General features: G+C 39.7%; 19 protein-coding genes. 10 read left to right on the top strand and 9 right to left on the bottom strand.

Annotated elements, in window-relative coordinates; all coding sequences use genetic code 11:
- Window positions 1–76 precede the first annotated feature (76 nt).
- Window positions 77–2,548, top strand: a complete 2,472-nt coding sequence (locus WG954_RS06445; RefSeq protein ID WP_340434737.1) for an ATP-dependent helicase — start codon at window positions 77–79, stop codon at window positions 2,546–2,548.
- Between the two features lie 76 nt (window positions 2,549–2,624).
- On the opposite strand, the gene cysK is transcribed toward WG954_RS06445, so the two are convergent.
- The 3 genes from cysK to WG954_RS06430 form a co-directional block, all read right to left on the bottom strand.
- Window positions 2,625–3,536 carry a cysteine synthase A gene (gene cysK, locus WG954_RS06440; RefSeq protein WP_340434735.1) on the bottom strand — a complete coding sequence of 304 codons (912 nt, stop codon included), beginning with the start codon at window positions 3,534–3,536 and terminating at the stop codon, window positions 2,625–2,627.
- 14 nt (window positions 3,537–3,550) lie between these two features.
- A complete protein-coding gene (gene epsC / locus WG954_RS06435; RefSeq protein WP_340434733.1) occupies window positions 3,551–4,363 on the bottom strand; it encodes a serine O-acetyltransferase EpsC in 813 nt (270 codons plus the stop codon).
- 174 nt (window positions 4,364–4,537) lie between these two features.
- Window positions 4,538–4,894, bottom strand: coding sequence for an arsenate reductase family protein (locus tag WG954_RS06430; RefSeq protein ID WP_340434732.1), 357 nt, complete (start codon window positions 4,892–4,894; stop codon window positions 4,538–4,540).
- 76 nt (window positions 4,895–4,970) lie between these two features.
- Here WG954_RS06430 and WG954_RS06425 point away from each other — a divergent pair, with 76 nt between their 5' ends.
- Genes WG954_RS06425 through WG954_RS06410 form a run of 4 tightly spaced genes read left to right on the top strand, consistent with a single transcriptional unit; the run spans window position 4,971 to window position 8,222 of the window.
- Entirely contained in the window at window positions 4,971–5,480 is a 510-nt protein-coding gene (locus WG954_RS06425; protein ID WP_340434731.1) for an RNA polymerase sigma factor, read from the top strand.
- On the top strand, window positions 5,470–6,093 hold the full coding sequence (locus WG954_RS06420; RefSeq protein WP_340434729.1) for a hypothetical protein: 624 nt from the start codon (window positions 5,470–5,472) through the stop codon (window positions 6,091–6,093). Before WG954_RS06425 ends, WG954_RS06420 begins: the two co-directional genes overlap by 11 nt.
- Window positions 6,094–6,103: 10 nt before the next feature.
- Entirely contained in the window at window positions 6,104–6,970 is an 867-nt protein-coding gene (locus tag WG954_RS06415) for a TraB/GumN family protein (protein WP_340434727.1), read from the top strand.
- A gap of 31 nt (window positions 6,971–7,001) precedes the next feature.
- Window positions 7,002–8,222, top strand: a complete 1,221-nt coding sequence (locus tag WG954_RS06410) for an ATP-binding cassette domain-containing protein (RefSeq protein WP_340434725.1) — start codon at window positions 7,002–7,004, stop codon at window positions 8,220–8,222.
- A 27-nt stretch (window positions 8,223–8,249) separates the two neighbouring features.
- On the opposite strand, the gene WG954_RS06405 is transcribed toward WG954_RS06410, so the two are convergent.
- The 3 genes from WG954_RS06405 to WG954_RS06395 form a co-directional block, all read right to left on the bottom strand.
- A complete protein-coding gene (locus tag WG954_RS06405) occupies window positions 8,250–8,750 on the bottom strand; it encodes a hypothetical protein (RefSeq protein ID WP_340434724.1) in 501 nt (166 codons plus the stop codon).
- 195 nt (window positions 8,751–8,945) lie between these two features.
- Window positions 8,946–10,019, bottom strand: coding sequence for a recombinase RecA (gene recA / locus WG954_RS06400; protein WP_445298450.1), 1,074 nt, complete (start codon window positions 10,017–10,019; stop codon window positions 8,946–8,948).
- A gap of 121 nt (window positions 10,020–10,140) precedes the next feature.
- Window positions 10,141–11,055 carry a CE1 family esterase gene (locus WG954_RS06395; protein WP_340434722.1) on the bottom strand — a complete coding sequence of 305 codons (915 nt, stop codon included), beginning with the start codon at window positions 11,053–11,055 and terminating at the stop codon, window positions 10,141–10,143.
- A 181-nt stretch (window positions 11,056–11,236) separates the two neighbouring features.
- On the opposite strand from WG954_RS06395, the gene WG954_RS06390 reads away from it, so the two are divergent.
- Window positions 11,237–11,707, top strand: coding sequence for a DUF4920 domain-containing protein (locus tag WG954_RS06390; protein WP_340434719.1), 471 nt, complete (start codon window positions 11,237–11,239; stop codon window positions 11,705–11,707).
- Between the two features lie 55 nt (window positions 11,708–11,762).
- Here WG954_RS06390 and WG954_RS06385 read toward each other — a convergent pair whose 3' ends face one another.
- Together WG954_RS06385 and WG954_RS06380 are read right to left on the bottom strand one after the other, a co-directional pair.
- Window positions 11,763–12,530 carry a LytR/AlgR family response regulator transcription factor gene (locus WG954_RS06385; protein WP_340434718.1) on the bottom strand — a complete coding sequence of 256 codons (768 nt, stop codon included), beginning with the start codon at window positions 12,528–12,530 and terminating at the stop codon, window positions 11,763–11,765.
- The gene (locus tag WG954_RS06380; RefSeq protein WP_340434716.1) at window positions 12,527–16,216 is read right to left on the bottom strand and encodes a sensor histidine kinase; all 3,690 of its coding nucleotides are present in this window, start codon (window positions 16,214–16,216) and stop codon (window positions 12,527–12,529) included. Before WG954_RS06380 ends, WG954_RS06385 begins: the two co-directional genes overlap by 4 nt.
- A gap of 334 nt (window positions 16,217–16,550) precedes the next feature.
- On the opposite strand from WG954_RS06380, the gene WG954_RS06375 reads away from it, so the two are divergent.
- From WG954_RS06375 to WG954_RS06360, 4 genes are all read left to right on the top strand, one after another.
- Window positions 16,551–17,153, top strand: a complete 603-nt coding sequence (locus WG954_RS06375) for a DUF3455 domain-containing protein (RefSeq protein ID WP_340434714.1) — start codon at window positions 16,551–16,553, stop codon at window positions 17,151–17,153.
- A gap of 32 nt (window positions 17,154–17,185) precedes the next feature.
- Window positions 17,186–17,968: a class I SAM-dependent methyltransferase gene (locus WG954_RS06370; protein ID WP_340434712.1), complete on the top strand. Its 783-nt coding sequence runs from the start codon at window positions 17,186–17,188 to the stop codon at window positions 17,966–17,968.
- Window positions 17,969–17,996: 28 nt separating this feature from the next.
- Entirely contained in the window at window positions 17,997–19,316 is a 1,320-nt protein-coding gene (locus WG954_RS06365; protein WP_340434710.1) for a vanadium-dependent haloperoxidase, read from the top strand.
- Window positions 19,317–19,484: 168 nt separating this feature from the next.
- On the top strand, window positions 19,485–19,940 hold the full coding sequence (locus WG954_RS06360; protein WP_340434708.1) for a hypothetical protein: 456 nt from the start codon (window positions 19,485–19,487) through the stop codon (window positions 19,938–19,940).
- A 104-nt stretch (window positions 19,941–20,044) separates the two neighbouring features.
- Here the strand turns inward: WG954_RS06360 and WG954_RS06355 are convergent, their stop codons facing one another.
- A complete protein-coding gene (locus WG954_RS06355) occupies window positions 20,045–20,689 on the bottom strand; it encodes a YceI family protein (RefSeq protein WP_340434706.1) in 645 nt (214 codons plus the stop codon).
- Window positions 20,690–20,821 lie beyond the last annotated feature (132 nt).

Below are 20,821 nucleotides of genomic sequence, written 5' to 3'. Positions count from 1 at the left end.
ACGGAGCTGCAATTTCTTTCTCCACAGCACCCCATGTCCCGTTTGCTTCTTGTAAATTGCAGGCTTATTTCGATTTATGATTGATTATTTAAATGGGCTGAACGAACGGCAGAAGGAAGCGGTAACTACTATTGAAGGACCGCTGATGATAGTAGCAGGCGCAGGCAGTGGCAAAACAAAAGTATTGACTACTCGTATCGCCCACCTGATGGCAAGAGGTGTGGATGCTTTCAACATATTGGCGCTAACTTTTACCAACAAAGCTGCCAAGGAGATGAAGGAGCGTGTGGAGCATATTCTTGGTAACCACGAAGCAAGGAATCTGTATATCGGCACTTTCCACAGTGTGTTTGCACGCATCCTAAGAAGCGAAGCAACCAAGATAGGCTATCCATCAAACTTTACGATTTACGATACGGATGATGCAAAGAGTGTGATCAAAACAGTGATCAACGAAATGAACCTGGATGATAAGCATTACAAACCCTCTACTGTTTATAATCGAATTTCATCTGCCAAGAATGCTTTGGTGAATGCAGAGGAATATAAAACTGATTGGCATATTCAACAGGAAGATATGCGTGCCAACCGTCCTGCCATTGCACAGATCTATGATAGTTATGCCAAACGTTGTTTCAAAAATGGGGCAATGGATTTTGATGACTTGCTCATTAAATTTTACGAACTGCTGAAAACTGTTCCTGAAAGTTTAAGCAAATACCAGCGCAGGTTTAAGTATATCATGATTGATGAGTACCAGGATACAAACCCTGCACAGTACGAGATCATTAAACTACTTGGAGCTATGCATGAAAATGTGTGTGTCGTGGGTGATGATGCACAAAGTATCTACAGCTTCCGTGGTGCAACCATTGAAAATATTTTACAGTTCCAGAAAGATTACGACAATGTGCATGTGGTAAAACTTGAGCAAAACTACCGCAGTACTAAGAATATCCTGAATGTGGCAAACGAAGTTATTGCCAACAATAAAGGACAGATCGAAAAAACATTATTTACAGATAACAGTGATGGTGAGAAGATTCGTTTAGTTCGCACCATGACGGATAATGATGAAGGGAAGTATGTAGCTGACACCATTCAGGAACAGAAACTCCGGAATCATTATCGTAATAAAGACTTTGCTATTCTCTATCGTACCAATGCACAAAGCCGTGCATTTGAAGAAAGTTTACGCCGCATGAGTATTCCATATATTATTTACGGTGGTGTCAGCTTTTATCAACGAAAAGAGATCAAAGATTATATTGCTTACCTGCGTTTAATTGTAAACCCCAAAGATGAAGAAGCACTGAAACGTGTTATTAATTATCCCACAAGAGGCATTGGCAAAACAACTATCGACAAATGTGTGTTATTTGCTAATGAACAAAACGTAAGCATGTGGGATGTACTTACTCGTGCACAGCAATTTGGTTTCAAAGCAGGTACCCTTGAAGCTATTGATGATTTTGTAACCATGATCAAAAGCTTTGCGAGCATGCTGCAGAAACACAATGCGTATGATGTAGCGGTGCATGTAGGTAAACAAACCAATCTTGTAAAAGAACTTTTTAACGATAAGAGTACTGAAGGCTTACAGCGTTACGAGAACACACAGGAATTACTCAACTCCATTAAAGAATGGGTCGATGATACAGCAAACCGTCAACAGATCGATGACGACGGTGTAATGATCGAAGAAGCTGATCCATTTGCAGAAACAGAGAAGCCGCAACAGGAACTTTCTTTCGATGTTGTTGCAGCAACAGATGAAGAAAAGAAAACCGGTGCTGTTACATTAGGAGCTTACCTGCAACAGATCACATTGTTAACCGATGCTGATGATAAAGATCCAAATGCAGATAATGTAAAACTCATGACCATACATGCTGCAAAAGGTTTGGAATTTGAATGTGTGTTTGCTGCAGGGTTGGAAGAACAACTTTTCCCCAGCGCACTCTCCATAAATACAAGAGAAGAACTGGAAGAAGAGCGACGGTTGTTTTATGTGGTGATCACAAGAGCAAAGAAAAAGTTATGGATCTCTTATGCCAATACCCGTTATAAGTTTGGACAGATCGTACAAAACGAACCAAGCCGTTTCTTAGATGAATTACCCGAACAATTTATTGATAAGAGTTATGCAGGTGGCGGTTCAAGAAACCAGGGGTCATCATTTGGTAGTGGTTCAGCTTTCGATCGGTTAAAAGGTGGATTTGGTAATAAGAGTAGTGATTATGATGATGCAGCAAAAGCTGAGAAACGTTACGGAGCTCCGCCAAAAACAGCGTCATCAAAACCATCTTATGTAACAACGCCTCCAAGGCCGCAAACAATAGAACATAAACCAGCCACTGATTTTGTTGCAAGCGATACAAGCAACCTGCAGGAAGGTCAGCGTGTTGAACATCAGAAGTTCGGCTTTGGTGAAGTGGTAAAGATGGAAGGCAGCGCTCATAATCCAATTGCAACTGTAAAGTTTGAATTGAATGGCGAAAAAAAGATCATGTTGAATTATGCAAAACTTAGAATTGTGAATGCATAAATTAAATAGGAAACAGACAAAAAATAACAAAGCCTCCACAAGGGAGGCTTTATTTTTACTATTGGGGGTCGACCAATTAAAACAATCCATCTACACTAAAGTAGCGCTCGCCAGTATCGTAGTTGAAGATCAACACACGACTTCCTTTCGGAATCTCAGGTAATTTTTTAGCGAGTGCAGCCATAGTTGCACCACTTGAAATACCCTGGAAAATTGCTTCCTCTTTCGCTGCACGTTGTGTATATGTAAACGCATCCTCCTTGCTCACTTGTATCACGCCATCTAACACATCTCTATGGAGATTAGTAGGAATAAAGCCTGCACCAATTCCTTGAATAGGATGCGGAGAAGGTTCGCCACCACCGATCACCGGAGAAAGTTCAGGTTCAACCGCAAACACTTTCAGATTGGGGAATTTCTTTTTCAATTCACGACCGACACCTGTAATATGTCCACCGGTACCAACACCCGTAATTAAATAATCTAAACCTTCAGGAAAATCATTCAATATTTCCTGTGCTGTTGTTTTTACATGCACGTCAATATTTGCAGGATTGTCAAACTGTTGCGGCATCCAGCTGTTAGGTGTTGCTTCAACAAGTTCAGTTGCTTTTGCAATTGCACCTTTCATTCCTTTTTCACGTGGAGTTAATTCAAACGTAGCGCCATAAACACTCATCAGCTTGCGACGCTCGATACTCATACTTTCAGGCATCACTAGAATAAGTTTGTATCCTTTCACCGCAGCAACCATTGCCAACCCAATACCAGTGTTGCCACTTGTTGGTTCAATGATCACACTGCCTTCTTTCAAAATACCTTTTGCTTCCGCATCTTCAATCATGCTTAATGCAATACGGTCTTTAATGCTTCCGCCGGGGTTTGCACGTTCCAGTTTACTCCACACTTCCACATCGGAAGAGAACAAACGGTTAATGCGTACATGTGGCGTATTTCCTATCGTTTCTAAAATGCTGTTCGCTTTCATTGTCGCTTATATTTTTATATGATAAAATTGAGAGGTTCAGTAAAATCTTTCTTATCGGCCACTACGATTTGGTTTTTTGTGTACACAACACTATGCGGTATTACAGTTTCTGTAACCCACGTATTGCCACCAACAATACTATCATGACCGATGACCGTTTTGCCACCAAGGATAGTGCTGTTGGCATAAATTACCACATTATCTTCAATAGTGGGGTGACGTTTTGTTTGCGCATCTTCTTTGCGTACTGCCAAGGCACCCAATGTTACACCTTGGTAAATTTTTACATTCTTTCCGATAACTGATGTTTCGCCAATAACAACACCCGTACCGTGATCGATAAAAAACGGGCACCCAATCTGTGCACCGGCGTTTATATCAATCCCTGTTCTGCTATGCGCCAACTCGCTCATCATGCGAGGAAGAATGGGAACGTTTAGTTTGTATAAAGGATGTGTAAGCCTGTACACAACAATTGCATAAAAACCAGGATACGACAGAATCACTTCTTCAACAGAATAGGCAGCCGGATCAAACTCAAGTATCAGCTCCGCATCTTTTATCAGGTCTGCTTTAATGTTTGCCAACTCATTCAGATAGGCATTTGTGATGGCGGGCACATCTAATTCATATCCTTTCGACAGAGGAGTAAGTATTTCAGTCAACTGCTTTCTAAGCGAAATATTTGCGTTGCATTGTTGGTCTATGTAAGCCTCTGCATCAACCACCATCGGGAAAAGGCAACTGATCAAATCTTCCGTAAAAGAAACCACTGTATTCCTCGACGGGAAATTGCTGCTAAGCAGATAGCCGGGAAAAGCACTCATGATAAAAAATTTAAACGTCCTCTGAAATGGCAGGCAAACGAACGGTCACTCACTTTCGCAACAAGCCAACATGCGAAAATAGGGCTTCTTTTATTTAGTCTACTAACTCAGTTGATTTTTAGCAATCCTGCAACGGTCCTGTTTCCAAATATGACAGAGAACTAACAAATTACTTTATTGCAGCGCCTTTTTCAAGGCTTCCACTGTTTTTTTATCATTGCCTACATAAATCTTGTCGTTTAAAATGGTTACAGGTCGCTTAAGAAAAGTGTCTTCTTCCAAAATGTAGTTCTTGTAATCCTCTTCTGTAAGTTTTTTATCCTTCAACCCAAGCTCTTTGTATTTAAGTGCCCTCCTGCTGAACAATGCTTCGTAGCTGCCTGCAAGTTTCTTCATTTCTTCCAGCTGTTTGGCGGTAATCTTTTCTTCACGGATATTTTGAAATTCAAGTTTGGCTTTATCTGCACCCGTTTCTTTAATAATTGCCTGGCATGTAGTACAGTGGGCCAGGTGATACATTTTCTTCTTCATGTGTAAAAAAACAAATTTGCATGTAACTTAAATGAAATTTCCGCTACATATACATTTACGCAAACCATTTGGTTGAATGACCACCAACGCTGAACAGAATTTCCTGCTACTGGTGCAAGAGCACCAGGGCATCATCAGAAAAGTATGCCATCTCTATGGCCGCAATGATGCGGACAGGGACGACCTGTACCAGGAAATCGTTATTCAGCTATGGAAAGCGTTTGGCAGTTTTCGTGGCGATGCGAAGATCAGTACCTGGATGTACAGAATTGCATTGAACACTGCCATCAGCAACCTTCGGAAACAATCGAGAAAAGTAGCACTCAGTTTCCCTGAGTTTATTCCAAAAGAAGAAGCAGATACAAACGAAGAAAGGATCAAAGAAGAAAATCTCCGGAAAATGTATGCAGCCATCACCCGCTTATCAGAAGTGGAGAAAGCAATTGTGATGCTGTATCTCGAAGACAAGAGTTACGAAGAGATGGAAGACATTCTGGGTATCAGTAATGGCACACTGCGTGTAAAAATGAATCGAATAAAAGACAAATTACGTACACTCACAAAAGCAGAAGCTTATGGAGCTTGATCAGTTAAAAGAAATGTGGAGCGATGTGGGGCAAAGCAAAACCTCAACTTCTGAACAGGAGTTGCAGGCCATTTTGCAAAAAAAATCAAAGAGTCCCATTGCCAAAATGAAACGCAACCTCTTTGTAGAGATGTTGATTGTGGTTGTATTATACTCATACAGCATTGTTCATTATTTTGTAAAATTCAAAGGAGCGATCTTAAGTCTCGCATGGCTGATGTTGATATCGGGAATCCTATACATGATCTATTATGTACGTAAACGAAAACTGCTTCGTGAAATGGAGTGTGTTACTTGCGAAGTCAGGTCGAATCTTCAGCTTCAGGTTCGTACACTTCAAAAATATATCCGGTTTTATCTTATAGTTGGAACGTTGTTATTCCCGTTTGTAATGCTAACGTCCGGAGTAATAATTTTTCTGTACGACCCTAAAATACAGGCAACATCGGCCTCTTTATCTTTTTGGCCTTTTTTTCTTGTTCTTGTTTCTATTACTGCTATACTTACAATCCCAATGTATTTTCTAAACAAATGGTATGTGCGTAAGCTTTATGGACAGCATGCTGAAAAGCTGAGAAAGATCGTAAACGAAATGAGTGATGAAGAAGATTAAATTTGTAACTATGAAAAAACTTATGATCAGCCTGTTTACTTCTTTTCTTTTTGTTTTGATGAGTTACGGTCAGGCAGAACCGAAAAGCAGTTTGCTTTGGGAAATTACCGGCAACGATCTTAAACAACCATCTTATTTATTTGGCACGATACATATCATCTGTAAAGAAGATTTTTTTCTGCCATCGAGCGTTACAGAAAAATTTACCAACGCAGAGCAGGTTTTTCTTGAACTGGATATGGATGACCCGATGATGGTTCTAAAAATGATGCAGTTGCTGCAGCTACCAAAAGGACAAACCATCAAACAATTGTTTGGCGATAGCGCCTTTAAAGAGTTTGATAAAAAGTACAAAGAAATTACTGGTAGTTCTGCTATGATGTTTAATACATTCAAGCCCTTTATGCTCATGAGTATGCTCACAGAAAAATCGTTGAGCTGTCCCGCACGAGAATCGTATGAGCAAACATTCATTGCAATGGCCGCTAAACAGAAAAAGAATATCAAAGGTTTAGAAACTATTGAAGACCAGGTGGCAGTATTTGATTCGATTCCTGACAGCACAGAAATTGCCAATCTGAAAAACATGGTAGTTGATTTTGATAAAGGTGTGGAAGAGTTTAAAAAACTGGTTGCTGTTTACAAAACGCAGGATGTAGATTCTATATATAGGCTTACTAACCAATCGCCAGAGCTGATGGAAGCAGAAAATGAATTGCTGGTTAAACGCAACAGCAAATGGATCCCCCTCATGAAAACCAATATGCAAAAAACATCTTGCTTCTTTGCTGTTGGTGCTGCACATTTGGGTGGCGATATTGGTGTAATTGCATTGCTGCGCAAACAAGGTTATAAAGTGAAACCGGTGAAATTGTAAACCATAACACCCGGTAATTTATCTTCGTGCAATGCAGCACTATGCTATTTTTCTTTCCAACACATTCAACAAACAAAGTTTTATTCAGCACCTGTTGGATAAAAAAGCAATCGGGCTATTCGCTTCTTTCAACAGTTACGATGCTGTTCTTTTTTCTGCTTACACAGTTCAGCAATTTTTATTGGAAGAAGAAATTCATGGTTACAGCGGTATTGAAGCAACGAGGAAGCAAACACTACGTTCCATGTCGAGTGGTGAGCAAAAAAAAGTATTGCTGCAGCATTTATTATCGTTGAAACCGGGTCTGCTGATTCTCGATAACGTATTTGACAATTTAGATACGGCAGCGCAAGTATCGTTCAAAGAAGATCTTCAACTTGCTGCCGCACACACACAACTTATACAGCTTTCACATCGAAAGCGTGATCTTCTACCTTTTATTGAAAACAGGTTAACGGTTAGCTCAGGTGAATTTGTTCCACTTGAAGGCAATACAGATGATGAAATTCATGTTGATGATGTACCCGTACCATCAGCATTACACAACTATCAGCTTTCAACAACTGAATTGGTTCGCTTTACTGATGTACATGTAAGTTATGATGGAAGACAAGTGTTGCAACAGATCAACTGGACCATCAATGCCGGTGAATTCTGGCAATTAAAAGGGCCGAACGGTTCAGGCAAAACAACATTACTCACCATGATCACCGGTGATAATGTAAAAGGATACGGTCAACAGCTATTTATTTTTGGACGAAAGAAAGGAAGCGGTGAAAGTGTATGGGATATTAAAGATAAGATCGGCTATCTCACCCCTTCCATGACAGATCTGTTTAGTACCAGGCATACATTGTTGCACATGATCGTTTCAGGCTTTGTTGACTCTATCGGGTTATACACAATTCCAAGCGATATGCAACTACGTTCTGCTTACGAATGGTTACAGCTATTACAATTACAACACAAAGCAAATACTCCTTTTCCAAAACTCACACAGGGTGAGCAACGTTTAGCACTTGTTGCAAGAGCAATGGTAAAACATCCGCCCCTATTAATTCTCGATGAACCGTTGATGGGACTTGATGATATAAATACAGAAAAAATTATTCTGCTAATCAACAAACTTGCTGCTGAAACAAGTACTGCTGTGTTATATGTATCACATCAAACAGAAAAAGGTTTACAGCCGCAAAAAGTTTTTGAGCTGCTGAAAACAGATAATGGTTCTATTGGCACTATACACGATTAGAGCTGCCGAACAGCTATTCGATAATAACTATTTAATGCGCTGGTATATCTCCTCTTCTTTTTCGTAAAAGAAAGAAAGATGCATATTCTTCTGAATAAATGATTTTAATTCCGCCGAGTTACTGAATTGTTCATCGATGTTTTCTGTAACTGCATTGAGTGTAATGCGTGAACCATTTGCAGATACTTCCATTTTATAGAGATAAAACTTTGCGCCTGCTCCTTGTTCACCTGGCTCAGAAATATTCAGAAATTTAACCGCATCAACTTCTGAAAGATAAGCTTCATATTCTTCCGGCTTATCATCTTCCTTTGGTTCTTTTTTTGTTTTGCTGATACTGACGATATAATCAGTTTTCTTTTTAATGGTCATGACCTCATCACTTGAACTTTTCGGTTCCCACTTGCCCAGAAGTTCAGAAGGAAATTTTACTGATGGCTCACTGATTGGCACTTCTGTTTCATAAGGACATCCCATTAACAGGCAACAAACCGTTACGAAAGCAAACAACTGCATCAACTTGTTCATATGAATTATTTTAAGGTTAATAAACTGTTCCGATCACTCATAGTGATTCACTCGGCTATTTAATTCTTGCTAAACGAAAGTATATGTATTCATTCTTTCAAACAATGTTTCCCGTAAGTATAACGACAAATGAAAAGGCCCCTCGCTTCGCATTGCTGCTCACGAAAGGCCGGTACTTACAAACAAACCCGAAGTTTACGAAGCTGCTGCTCCGCTTTGAATTTCTTTTATCTTTTCACGAATCTTCGCTTCAATTTCATTGGCCATACCCGGGTTATCAAGCAGGAGATTTTTTACCGCATCTCTACCTTGTCCCAGTTTGTCGCCATTGTAGCTGTACCAGCTACCGCTTTTCTGAATAATAGCAAGATCAACACCCATATCAATGATCTCACCTGTTTTACTTACACCTTCACCAAAAATGATATCGAACTCAGCAGCTTTGAACGGAGGAGCTACTTTATTCTTAACCACTTTCACTTTTACACGGTTCCCAATTGCTTCATCACCATCTTTGATCTGGCTCATACGACGGATATCTAAACGAACCGATGCATAGAACTTCAAGGCATTACCACCAGTGGTTGTTTCGGGGTTACCGAACATCACACCAATTTTTTCACGCAACTGGTTAATGAATATGCAAATAGTATTTGTTTTATGAATAGTAGCTGTGAGCTTACGCAAAGCCTGGCTCATTAAACGTGCCTGCAAGCCCATTTTGCTATCACCCATTTCACCCTCCAGTTCACTTTTAGGAACCAACGCTGCAACAGAATCGATCACTACTACATCCAATGCGCCTGAAAGAATTAAACGATCAGCAATTTCCAAGGCCTGCTCGCCATAATCCGGTTGAGAGATTAATAGGTTATCTACATCAACGCCCAGTTTCTGTGCATAGGCACTGTCAAATGCATGTTCCGCATCAATAATGGCACAAATGCCACCTTTCTTTTGTGCTTCCGCAATAATATGTGTGGCGATGGTTGTTTTACCACTACTTTCAGGTCCGTAGATCTCGATCACCCTTCCTCTTGGTACTCCACCAATGCCTAAGGCAGTATCAAGTCCTATTGAGCCCGTTGAAATGGCTTCAATTTCGTTGACACCTTTTTCATTCATCATCATTACACTGCCTTTTCCGTAATCCTTGTCAATCTTGTCGATGGTGAGCTTTAACGCTTTGAGCTTCTCGGTATTAACATTGATGCTCTCTTTACTCATTTTTTCCTTTTTTGGTTTCTCCAAAATTAAAGTCTCTTCCATAACGGGTTTGTTTTGTTTGTTCACACTAATTTGTTTAGCAAACGTAAAACTAATTATTTTAGAAGCCAAATATTTTAGCAAAAAGATTTTGCTCGGCGTTTAACCCTTCGGAAAACAGAAACTATGGTAATTGGTATTGCTGGAAAAAACTCCACAACAAATCATTGGCATTAATAGATGTAGAAGGAATATCGGAATTAGGGCCGCCCGGTAAACCACCCGGCCAACCATGGCCACCATCATTGGTTAAGTAATAATCGATGGTAACATTATTGGTGCAGTTGAGCCATCGTTTGTGCGTATAGTTGCTGTTGTTCACGATAACCTGTGCCTGTATTGCACAACTGTTCTTCAACGACCAAACATTCAACACCGAATCGAGCGGCGGGCAATAAACTCCGCTTACACCATTTCCATAACCTCCGGTATAAACAACATGCTGATCGAGTTTTGAATGCATATGCAAGACAGGAACTGCTCTTGCAGGATTACATGCCTGCGTAACCACCATGGTAGAACCATTAGGTGCAATGGCTGCAATTTTGTTTGATAGTTCGCATGCAAGACGGTAGCTCATCATACCTCCGTTTGAATGGCCTGTTGCATATACTTTCTTTGGGTTTATCTTGTATGCAGCCACCAGCTTATCGATGAGCATACTGATGAATTTTACATCGTTAATATTATTGCTGACTGATGATCCGCAGCAAGTACCGGCATTCCAGGTATTGATGACACCAGTGCCTTCGGGGTAAACAACTATAAAACCGGAAGCGTTGGCTTTCTCAGTAAGTTTCGATGTGCTTTCGAACTGTGTGGCACTACCGCCTCCGCCATGCATTGCAATCACCAATGCAAAGCCAGTGTTATCGTAATAATCGGGGGGAAGGTTCAGTACATAGCTTCGTGACAATCCATCTACAGTAATTGTTTCGTTGAATCGATAGGTTTTTGCCGAAGACTTCCCTTTTCTACATGCGAGAAAAACACTGATGATACAAATGAAGGTGAAGAAACGGAGTAAACAGGTTTTCATGTTCGTATTGGTTTCGGTTGGTTTTATTACAAAGTATCAGACCGACGCAAGTTTAAACGGTTTAATACAGCGAATATTTTAGTACTCTTTCAAAAGATGCAACTACCGTCTATTGAATTTTAACAGGTGACACTTGCATCCTTCATTTTACTAGCTACCTTTGCTTTTCAAATTTTTGATTATGAAAAAACTTTCTTTTTTATTGATGGCAGCGTTCATGAGCTTAGCTGCCCTTGCCCAAAACAGCCCGAAGCCTGCAGAAAAAGGCGCAACCTACGGAGCTGGAACAGAAAATAAAGATGTGGTTACAATTGCCAACATGGAAGAACAGGTGCAAAGTGCCGGTAAATTCAGTGGAAAGATCACGGGTAAAGTAACTGAAGTATGCCAGGAAAAAGGCTGCTGGATGAAAGTTGACAAAGGAAATGGCGAAACCATTATGGTGAAGTTTAAGGACTATGCTTTCTTTATGCCAAAGAATCTTGCTGGCCAAACCGTGGTGCTTGAAGGTGATGCAACGGTAAAAGAAGTAAGTGTAAAACAGCAAAAGCATTATGCTGAAGATGCAGGCAAAAGCAAAGAAGAAATAAACAAGATCAAAGAAGCAAAGAAAGAAGTGCAGTTTGTTGCGAAGGGTGTATTGGTATTATAATACTCAACAACATTATCTATATTAAAAAAGCGGGCTCTGATCAGAGCCCGCTTTTTTAATACTTAAACACCTCTTTTATCTTATTCATAAACTCTTCCTTTTTTCTGCGACTCACTTCCACTTCCATTCCATTAGCCATTACCACCACTCCCCCTTCTCCACGCTGATATTCCACTACATGCTCAAGATTTATCATAAATGTTTTATGCACCCTGAAGAATGAAGTATTCTGAAGAATTTTTTCATATTCCAGTAATGTGCGTGATACAGTAATTGTTTTTTTATTCTGCAAATGAAAGATGGTGTAATTTTTTTCCGCTTCACACACTACGATTTCTTCCAGCTTTAGTACAGAAAAACCTTTGAGTGTGGGAACAGCGAGTTTCATTTCCTGCTGACGATTATTTTTTTGCAGGTTGTGCAGCAACACATCAATATTATCTGGTTCTGTTTTTTGTTCAATACGCTCTTTCACACGATTCACCGCTTCAATTAAACGGTCTTCATCAACCGGCTTCAATAAATAATCTGCAGCACTGAACTGCAGCGCCTGCAACATGTATTCATTGTGTGCTGTTACAAAAATGATTTCAAACTTTCGTTCCTGCATATCGGCCAACATTTCAATACCGCTTTTGCCGGGCATTTGAATATCTAAGAACACAACATCGGGTTGCAATGCCAGTATCTGTTGTGTGGCTGTTTCTGCATTGTTGCAAGTGGCAATGATCTCCACTTCGGGACAATTCAACCGAAGCAATTGGCTTAACGTGGCAACGCCGTCTGCCTCATCGTCTACTAATATTACACGTAACTGTTTCATACAAGATCTCTGTTTTTAAATTTTAATACCGCCAGCGTGCCGGTAATTGTTGCATCTGTTTCATTTAGATCAGTAATGGTGAGACTGCAGTCCATATCAAATTTTTCATTCATAATAGCAATACGGTTGCGCAGGTTATCAAGCCCAACTGATTTGTGCGTTGCATGCTGTACGTTTTTATTGGCTTCGGAACGACGTATTCCAATTCCATTATCTTCAATAGAACAAATAATGTATGGCCCGTTGGCTGAGAAGCGAACCGTAATTTTTTTCTTTCCTTCTTTGTGAAGCAGGCCATGCCACACAGCATTCTCCACCAATGGTTGTATCATAAGTGACGGAACAACTACTTCCTCATCATCAATGGCAGCATCAACTTTAACTGTGGCATTAAACGAATCTTTAAAACGCAACTGCTCCATTTCAAGGTATGTGTTGAGATACTCCACATTTTCACGAAGTGTTACAAACGTTTCACGTGAGTGATTCAATGTTAAGCGAATGAGTTGCGCAAACTTGCTGAGGTAACGGGATGCTTTATCTTTCTCATCATCCAATATCAAACGCTTAATGCTATTGAGTGCATTAAATACAAAATGCGGATTCATTTGCGCCTGCAATGCTGAGAGTTGTGCTTCTGCTAAATGTTCGTTCGTTGCAGCAAGTTCTTTTTTCTTCACATTCAATACCTGCTCACTTTCTACCTGTTTTATTTTATTACCTGTGAGTGTGGCGATAGTGGTCATTATTTGAAGATCACGTTCCTGAAAATAATTTAGTTTGCTGTTTTCTGAATCAATAATGCCCATCAACTCGCCTTCATGGATAATGGGAACACAAATTTCACTGAGGCGATGCATATCATCTACCCTGTAACGTTTGTCGGTTCTTGTATCAGCAATGATCACCGGTTCTTTTGTTTGCATTACATAACCAACCACACCCTGACCCATTTCCACTTCAAACAAATGTTCAGTAAGCTTCTCAGGTGAATTTTTATTTCCATAACCCGCACGTTGCTGCATTTTTGTTTTGTCTTTGTTCCATAAATAGATCATACAGTCTTCGCAACCCATTCGGCCGATCAGGTTTTTTGCAACATCCCACAACACATCGTCAGTAGTCTTCTTATCAGTAAGAGATAATGAAAAATAATTACTGATCTGCTCCAGCTCATACTGGGTTTTATACTTTTCAGCACGCAGCTCCTGCACTCGTGCTTTTTCACTTTCAGCTTTACGGATATAATAAATTCTCCAGCGATAGAAAAGGTAACCCAGGAACAAGATGAGTACGGTTATGATTGTAATAAACCAACCTGTTTTCCAAAAAGGAGGTTTCACCGTTAAATTGAATTGCTTTACCTGCGCTGGCCAGCGTTCATTTTTTGCTGTCATTCTTATTTCAAACTTGTAAGTACCGGGAGGCAGGTTGTTGAAATTTACTTCAGAGCCGGTGATGGTTTTCCAACTGCTGTCATGCGAATTTACTATCCGGTAGCTGAGCAAATAGTTGCTAACCTTCTTATAAAAATAAACGCTGCCGATCTTAACCGTAAAGTCGTTATGATTGTAATCAGTTATTAATGATGAGCCCGGTAAATAAACGCTTGAATCATTATTAAAACGGATACTTTCAATAAATACTTTCGGTGGTGCGGTGGTGTACAACAAGCTATCTGCACAAAATTTTACAATAGCAGTACCAAAACCTGAATAGAGATAGTTGGCCTCTTTATCATGATAAAAATTTACAGATGTAACAGCCTGCAAAGGGAAACCATCATCTTTATCAAAGGAAGAGATTTGTTTTGTAACGAGATCAAGGCCTGCAATGCCTGTTTCAGAACCCATCCACAACATGTTATTGTAGATGCCTGTTGTATAAATATTATTGGAAGGAAGTTTGTTTTCTGTAGTGTAGTGTTCAAATTTCTTTTCGCTAATGGAATAACTCACCAATCCGTTACTGACATTACCAAACCATAATCTATTCTTATCGTCGCAATACAAACCCAATACTGCTTTGCGTGGAAAAAGAATTTCCGGGAACGTGTCAATAAAAAAATCCGGTCGATGAGTTAGCCGGTTAATGCGACAAAGTCCCTGTCCTGCAAACCATATGTGACCTGCTGTATCTTCTGTGATCATATTTGTTATGAGAAGCTTAGTCATATATGGATGAGCCATATCCTTTAAATAAAACTTCTTTTGCCTGCTGTTGTAATAATAAACCCTGTTAGCGTTACTTGTAACCCAGATGTTGCCGGCACGATCTTTAAACTGTGAAGAAACCCAATTTGTATTTACCCATTTCTCCAACTTGCACACACCTGTTTCATAGGTTTTCATGTTGAGCCAACACAACGGACCATTTGTGCCAATGAATAATGTATCCCCGCCTGGATATGATACATTGATAATATCGTCAGAAATAGTTCCGTGTTTTTTGAACCTTATTCTACGAATAAAGTTGAGCGTGCTTTTCTCAAACACCAACAACCCGCCCTCTCTCCTGCATCCGATAAATATTTTGTCTCCGGAAACAAACACATAACTGATGGTAGCGGCAGGTGCTTGCTGCAAAATTTCCTGCGGTAGCAATTTAAATGTCACAGAGTTGTTGATCATGTTTTGCTTTAACAAGCCCGAACTTGTGGTGACCCACAATCTTCCTTCTTTATCTTTTAAAAAACCGGCGCAGAAATAATCAGCCAAATATTTTTCAGTATACAACGTAAGCTTTCCCGTTTTTGGCTGATGGATTATTTTATAAAAACCATTTGTACTGGAAGTAACAAAATAAGTAGAATCGTTATAGCGGAAAAGACTTGTGCGCCAGTTAAATTCACTGTTGATGTTTTTGTTTGGTGCTTTTGAAACAATTCCATCTTTTGAAGAAGTGTTGACATAAATAATGCTATCTGAATTTGTTTTGAAGATCATATACCCTTTATGATCTGCTTGTCTTACGGTAGCAATATCACGGTGCATATCGGCCACAAAAGGCACAGCATGATCATTTCCCTTCTGTGCTTTCTTTAATTGTTTTTTGCTGATGTTGTAGAGAAAAATGCCTTCACTTGTTGACAGTAACAATTCATTCTTCGAATAATATAATAACAGCTGACCGAAGATGAAATATTGTGATTGCTCCTGCTCTGTTTTATAATTATCAAATCGGAAGATCAATTTATCGTTATTATCAAAATGATAAAACCCGGAACGGGTAACTATAAAAACATGTTTTTTATCATCAGCAGCAACATCAAACACATCATTGTATTTAAACGCATATTCTTTGAATGTTGTGGGAATAAACAAATTTCTTGACTGCCTGTTTCGTGTATTAATTATCTGCAAACCTGTATTTGTTGCAACAGCCATTTTACCGGGTTCTAACCATTTCAGCATCCTTACATTTTCATCGGGGATAGAATTCTTTTCTTTCCCTGGATGATATTGAACAAACTGGTTGCCGTCAAAACGATTTAATCCGTTTGCACTGCCGATCCATAAATAACCTTGTTCATCCTGTACAATACTTGTAAGCAGGTTACTGCTAAGACCGTTTTCAATTGAATAAAGGGTAAAATCAGAAGAACGGTATTGTGCCGCTGTAACCGAGTAAAGCAGTAGTAAGAAAACGAAGAAGAAATATCGTACAGTAAGGGAGAGCCAACGCATATTCTAAGGTAAATCCATATTCTGAAAATTGAAAGGGGTTAAGCGTGATGAATTACAATCGCCGCCGTTTGTTCAGCAGCCATCGTCATTCGTATCAATAGCCAAACCGTTGGTTCAAACAATACAGTAAAATAAAATTCAGCCACTCAAAATCATCAACAAAACAGCTTTCAACTGTAGAAAACCATTTACACAGTTGCTTCTGCTCTTCTATTGTTTTTACAGCGCCGTTTATTCATTCCTGCTCAACAGCACTTATTTACTGATCTATGTTTGTACCCGATTTAGAAATTACATGTTGCAATAAAGCAGCATTAACCATTAAACCTTAAAAATGAAAAAGAAAAAAAACACAACAGCAATGCTGTTGCCCCTGCTGTTCATCTTCACAATGTTGGCTTGTGAAAAAAACGAACCCATCAACAGCACTACACCGGCTTATCAAATTAAAGCAAGTGAAAAACTATCCATCCCCGCTGAAATAGAGTTACCTATTAATTCTCCTTTTGGAAATGCACGGATCGCTACTTATTATGCAACGGGTGTACAGAAGTATAAGGCCCAGCAAAAAGCAGGTAGTGAGACTGGTATTTATGAATGGGTATTTGTTGCACCGCAAGCAGACCTGTTTGATGTAACAAATAAAAAAGTCGGCACACATGGTGCAGGGCCATACTGGGCGCTTAGTGCTGCCGATTCAATTTTTGCACAACAGTTTACTCCGGCTAAAACAGCAAGTCCTGATGCTAATAGTATTCCCTGGCTTTTGTTGATGCCAAAAACAGGCACAACTCCTACCGGCGTTTTCAGCAATATTGCATACATACAACGCATTGCTACAAAAGGTGGCAAAGCACCTGCAACGGCGCCTCAAGGTTTATCAGATACAGCCGTTGTTTATTACACTGCTATCTATCGTTTCACCAAGAAAAATTAATCATTACATATTCATCTTTAAACCTTACAACAATGAGTACAAAAACAACTCAAGGACAACTTTGGAGTGTAGCTCCACAGAAATGGTCGCAACATTTTGAACCATGGTTTCTGCCCATGTACAAAACTGCACTTCGTCAATTGCAATTAAATGAAGATCATTTATTGCTTGATGCAGGCTGCGGCTCCGGTATGTTTACGGCTATGGCTGTGAACGAAGGCGCCGAAGTAATTGGCATAGATGCGGCACCCGGCTTGCTTGAAGTAGCAAGACAACGTAACCCAAACAACAATTTTTTAGAAGAAGATCTGGAAGCACTCCCTTTTGAAGATAGTAGTTTTGATGTAGTAGCCGCCTTCAACTCCTTTCAGTATGCAGGCAGTTTTGAAAAAGCACTAGCAGAAGCAACACGTGTATTGAAACCTGGTGGAAGAATTGTGATCGGTATCTGGGATCAACCGCAGTACAGTGAAGCAACACAAGTATTGAAAGCGATTGGTTCATTATTACCGCCTCCGCCTCCCGGCAAACCCGGCCCTTTTGCACTTTCTGAAGATGGAAGAATTGAAGAGGCATTTATCAATGCAGATCTGAAGCCGCTGTATAAATCAAACATCCCTTGTCCGTTCCTGTTCAGTAATCTGCGTCATGGTGTAGAAGCATTCATGGGTACAGGTCCTGCAGCTATTGCATTGAACAGTCATAGCAAAGCAACAGTTGAAGAAACGATTGAACAGGCATTCAAACCGTTTCATATCACTGACGATATCTTTTTCCTTCAAAACAGATTCCTCTTGTTCATCGCAGAAAAGTAACCGCTTTCCTGACATCAAAAAAACAATCATGAAAAAAACAATCTTTAAAGGCATCCTGTTGTACACTTCTATATTCAGTGTATTGGTTGCCTGTCAAAAAGCAACCCCCTTTCAAACGCAAAATCAATATAGTTCAGAAGTTGCCACATCATGGATGAACCTGTATTTGCGTTTGACCAAAGTAACACCCGGGTTTAATTCTGTTGTAGCTACACGTGCTTATGCATATGCCGGTTTGGCTTTATATGAATCAGTAGCACAGGGTAACAAGAATTTACAATCGATCATGCCGCAATTGAACGATGCACCTTCGATACCTGCTATACAAAATGAAAAGAAATACTATTGGCCGGCTAGTGCAAATGCAGCAATGGCAAGCATCACCAAAAAATTATTTGGCAACGCATCTGCAGCAATGGTTACAGTAATTGACTCTCTTGAAAATGATTGGAACAACCGTTTTCAAAACAAAGCAACGGCTGAAGAAGTACAACTTGCAACAGCATTTGGCAAACAGGTTGCAACAATCATTTTCGATTGGTCAAAAACAGATGGTGGACATGAAGCGTATAACAATACCACATCAGCTTCTTACGTACCTCCTACAGGTGCGGGAATGTGGGTGCCAACGCCACCTGCATTTGGAAAGCCATTACATCCGTACTGGGGCAACAACAGGAGTTTTATCAAAAACATTGTTACAGAAACACAACCTGCGCCGCCTGTTGCATTTTCAACACAACCCGGAAGTGCTTTCTTTAATGAGGTGAAACATTTGTTTGATCTGTCGAAACAATTATCCGGCAGCGATTCTGTTACAGTAAAATTTTGGGGCGATATACCAGGCAACTACAATGCACCTACACATGCAACCAATATTGTAACACAGCTGGTGCTTCGTAAAAATTTATCGCTGCATGATGCCGCCATTCTTTATTGCAAACATGGTATTGCTTACAGTGATGCATTGATCTCGTCATTCAAAGCGAAATACCAGTATAATCTTTTACGTCCGGTTTCTTACATACGAGCAGTTTTTGAAGAAACGAACTGGAACCCGGTTATTCCTACACCGCCACATCCGGAATATGCATCTAACCATGCAGTCATTTCATCTGCGGCAGCACAGATTCTTGCAGCAAGGTTTGGAAACAATTACATGTTTACCGATAGCACTTATGATGTTGAATATGGAACACGTGTGTACGCATCATTTCAGAAATATGCTGAAGAAGCAGCCATGTCAAGAGTGCTTGGTGGTATTCATTATCATTTTACAGCAGTATCAGGCATGGAACAAGGAATGAAAGTAGGCAACCGTGTCAATCAACTTGTCTTTTTAAAATAAAGTGCACGCTAGCCATGAAAAGATTTTTTGATTAATGACTTCTTGCTAACACTTGAAAGAACTTAAAAACGGGCACTGGTTTTTTATGGGGCAGCGTTGATTCTTGCTGCCCCTTTTTAGAGACCCGTTGCTGACAAAACAAAAAACACAAAAACATTAAACCTTATTATGATGAAAAAAATTATTGTAACAATTACAGCAGTGCTGTTTTTTATTACTGCTTTTGCCACAGGCAACGTCGAAACAAACATAGAACGTTCCTTTCAGTCAGAGTTTCCGGGAGCAACACATGTTACATGGATAAAAATTGACAACAGTGATGTATATGCTGTGCGTTTTGTATATGACCGTGAAGCAATGATGGCTTACTTTGACAAAGAAGGAAACTATCTGGCAATTGTGAAAAGCTTTTTGGAAGAAGATTTGCCGGTACAGGTTAGGCGATCATTTTACAAGGTTAACGCTTCGGGCGCACTTGCAACCATAGAACAGATACAAATGATGGGGGAAACAAGCTACTTGTTTGTATTTAAAGAAAATGGACAAAAGAAAGTATACCAGATCAGTGAAGATGGCAGTATAAAACTGGCGAAGATCACAGATGTACATAATAGCAAACGATAACTCTTAGCTTCATGTTTATTTAAATGTAATATTAAGAGTGCTATTAACAAGGAAGCCTCCCGCTATTGTGGGAGGCTTCCTTTTTTCATCACAATCGTAATTGATTATTGTGCTTTTGCTTTATTCATTTCAAGTAAAACAGTAATATCAACATCTTTACCTACTACCAGGCCACCTGCTTCTGTTGCACGATCCCATTTAAGGTTGTAATCAAAACGGTTAATAGTTGTTGTTGCTTTAAAACCTGCTTTATCACCACGTGTGCTAGTGGCAATACCGCCAAATCTTACAGCAAACTTTACACTCTTTGTTACGTCACGGATGGTAAGATCGCCTACGAGTTCATATTTGTTATCACCAAGTGGTTTGAATGATTTACCAACAAATGTTGCCGTTGGAAATTTCTCAGCATTGAAAAAATCATCGCTCTTCAAATGCTTGTCACGGTTTTCGTTTTCCGTGTTTATCGAGTTCATATCAACCGAAAAATTGATCTTCGCATCACTCATGTCGGCTTTTGTATGTTCGATAGTGCCGTCAAAGATTTTAAAAGAACCTTCTGTTTCAGAAACCACCATATGTGTTACAGTGAACTTCAGGTTTGAGTGTGATCTGTCTAGCGTCCACTTTGTTGGCGTTTGTACATTCGCTGAAGATGGTTGGCTGTTGTTTGTGTTTTCTTTAGGAAGAAAAGCCGCCATTACAACTAAAGAACCAATGGCAACTGCCGATAGAAAAAAATGTTTCATACTGTGATTGTGTTTAGGAATTTTAGTGTTTGAACATCAAAAATAAAGTTTTAATCCTTGTTGTCCTGTTAAAAAAGCGTGCTAAACTCAGTTTTCAACAGAATAAAACAATGATAATGAGGTTAGTCGCTA

The sequence above is a fragment of the Lacibacter sp. H375 genome (assembly GCF_037892425.1).
Taxonomy (GTDB): domain Bacteria; phylum Bacteroidota; class Bacteroidia; order Chitinophagales; family Chitinophagaceae; genus Lacibacter.
Note: the sequence above shows the minus strand (reverse complement) of the source record. Positions and strands in the feature narration are given on the sequence as shown.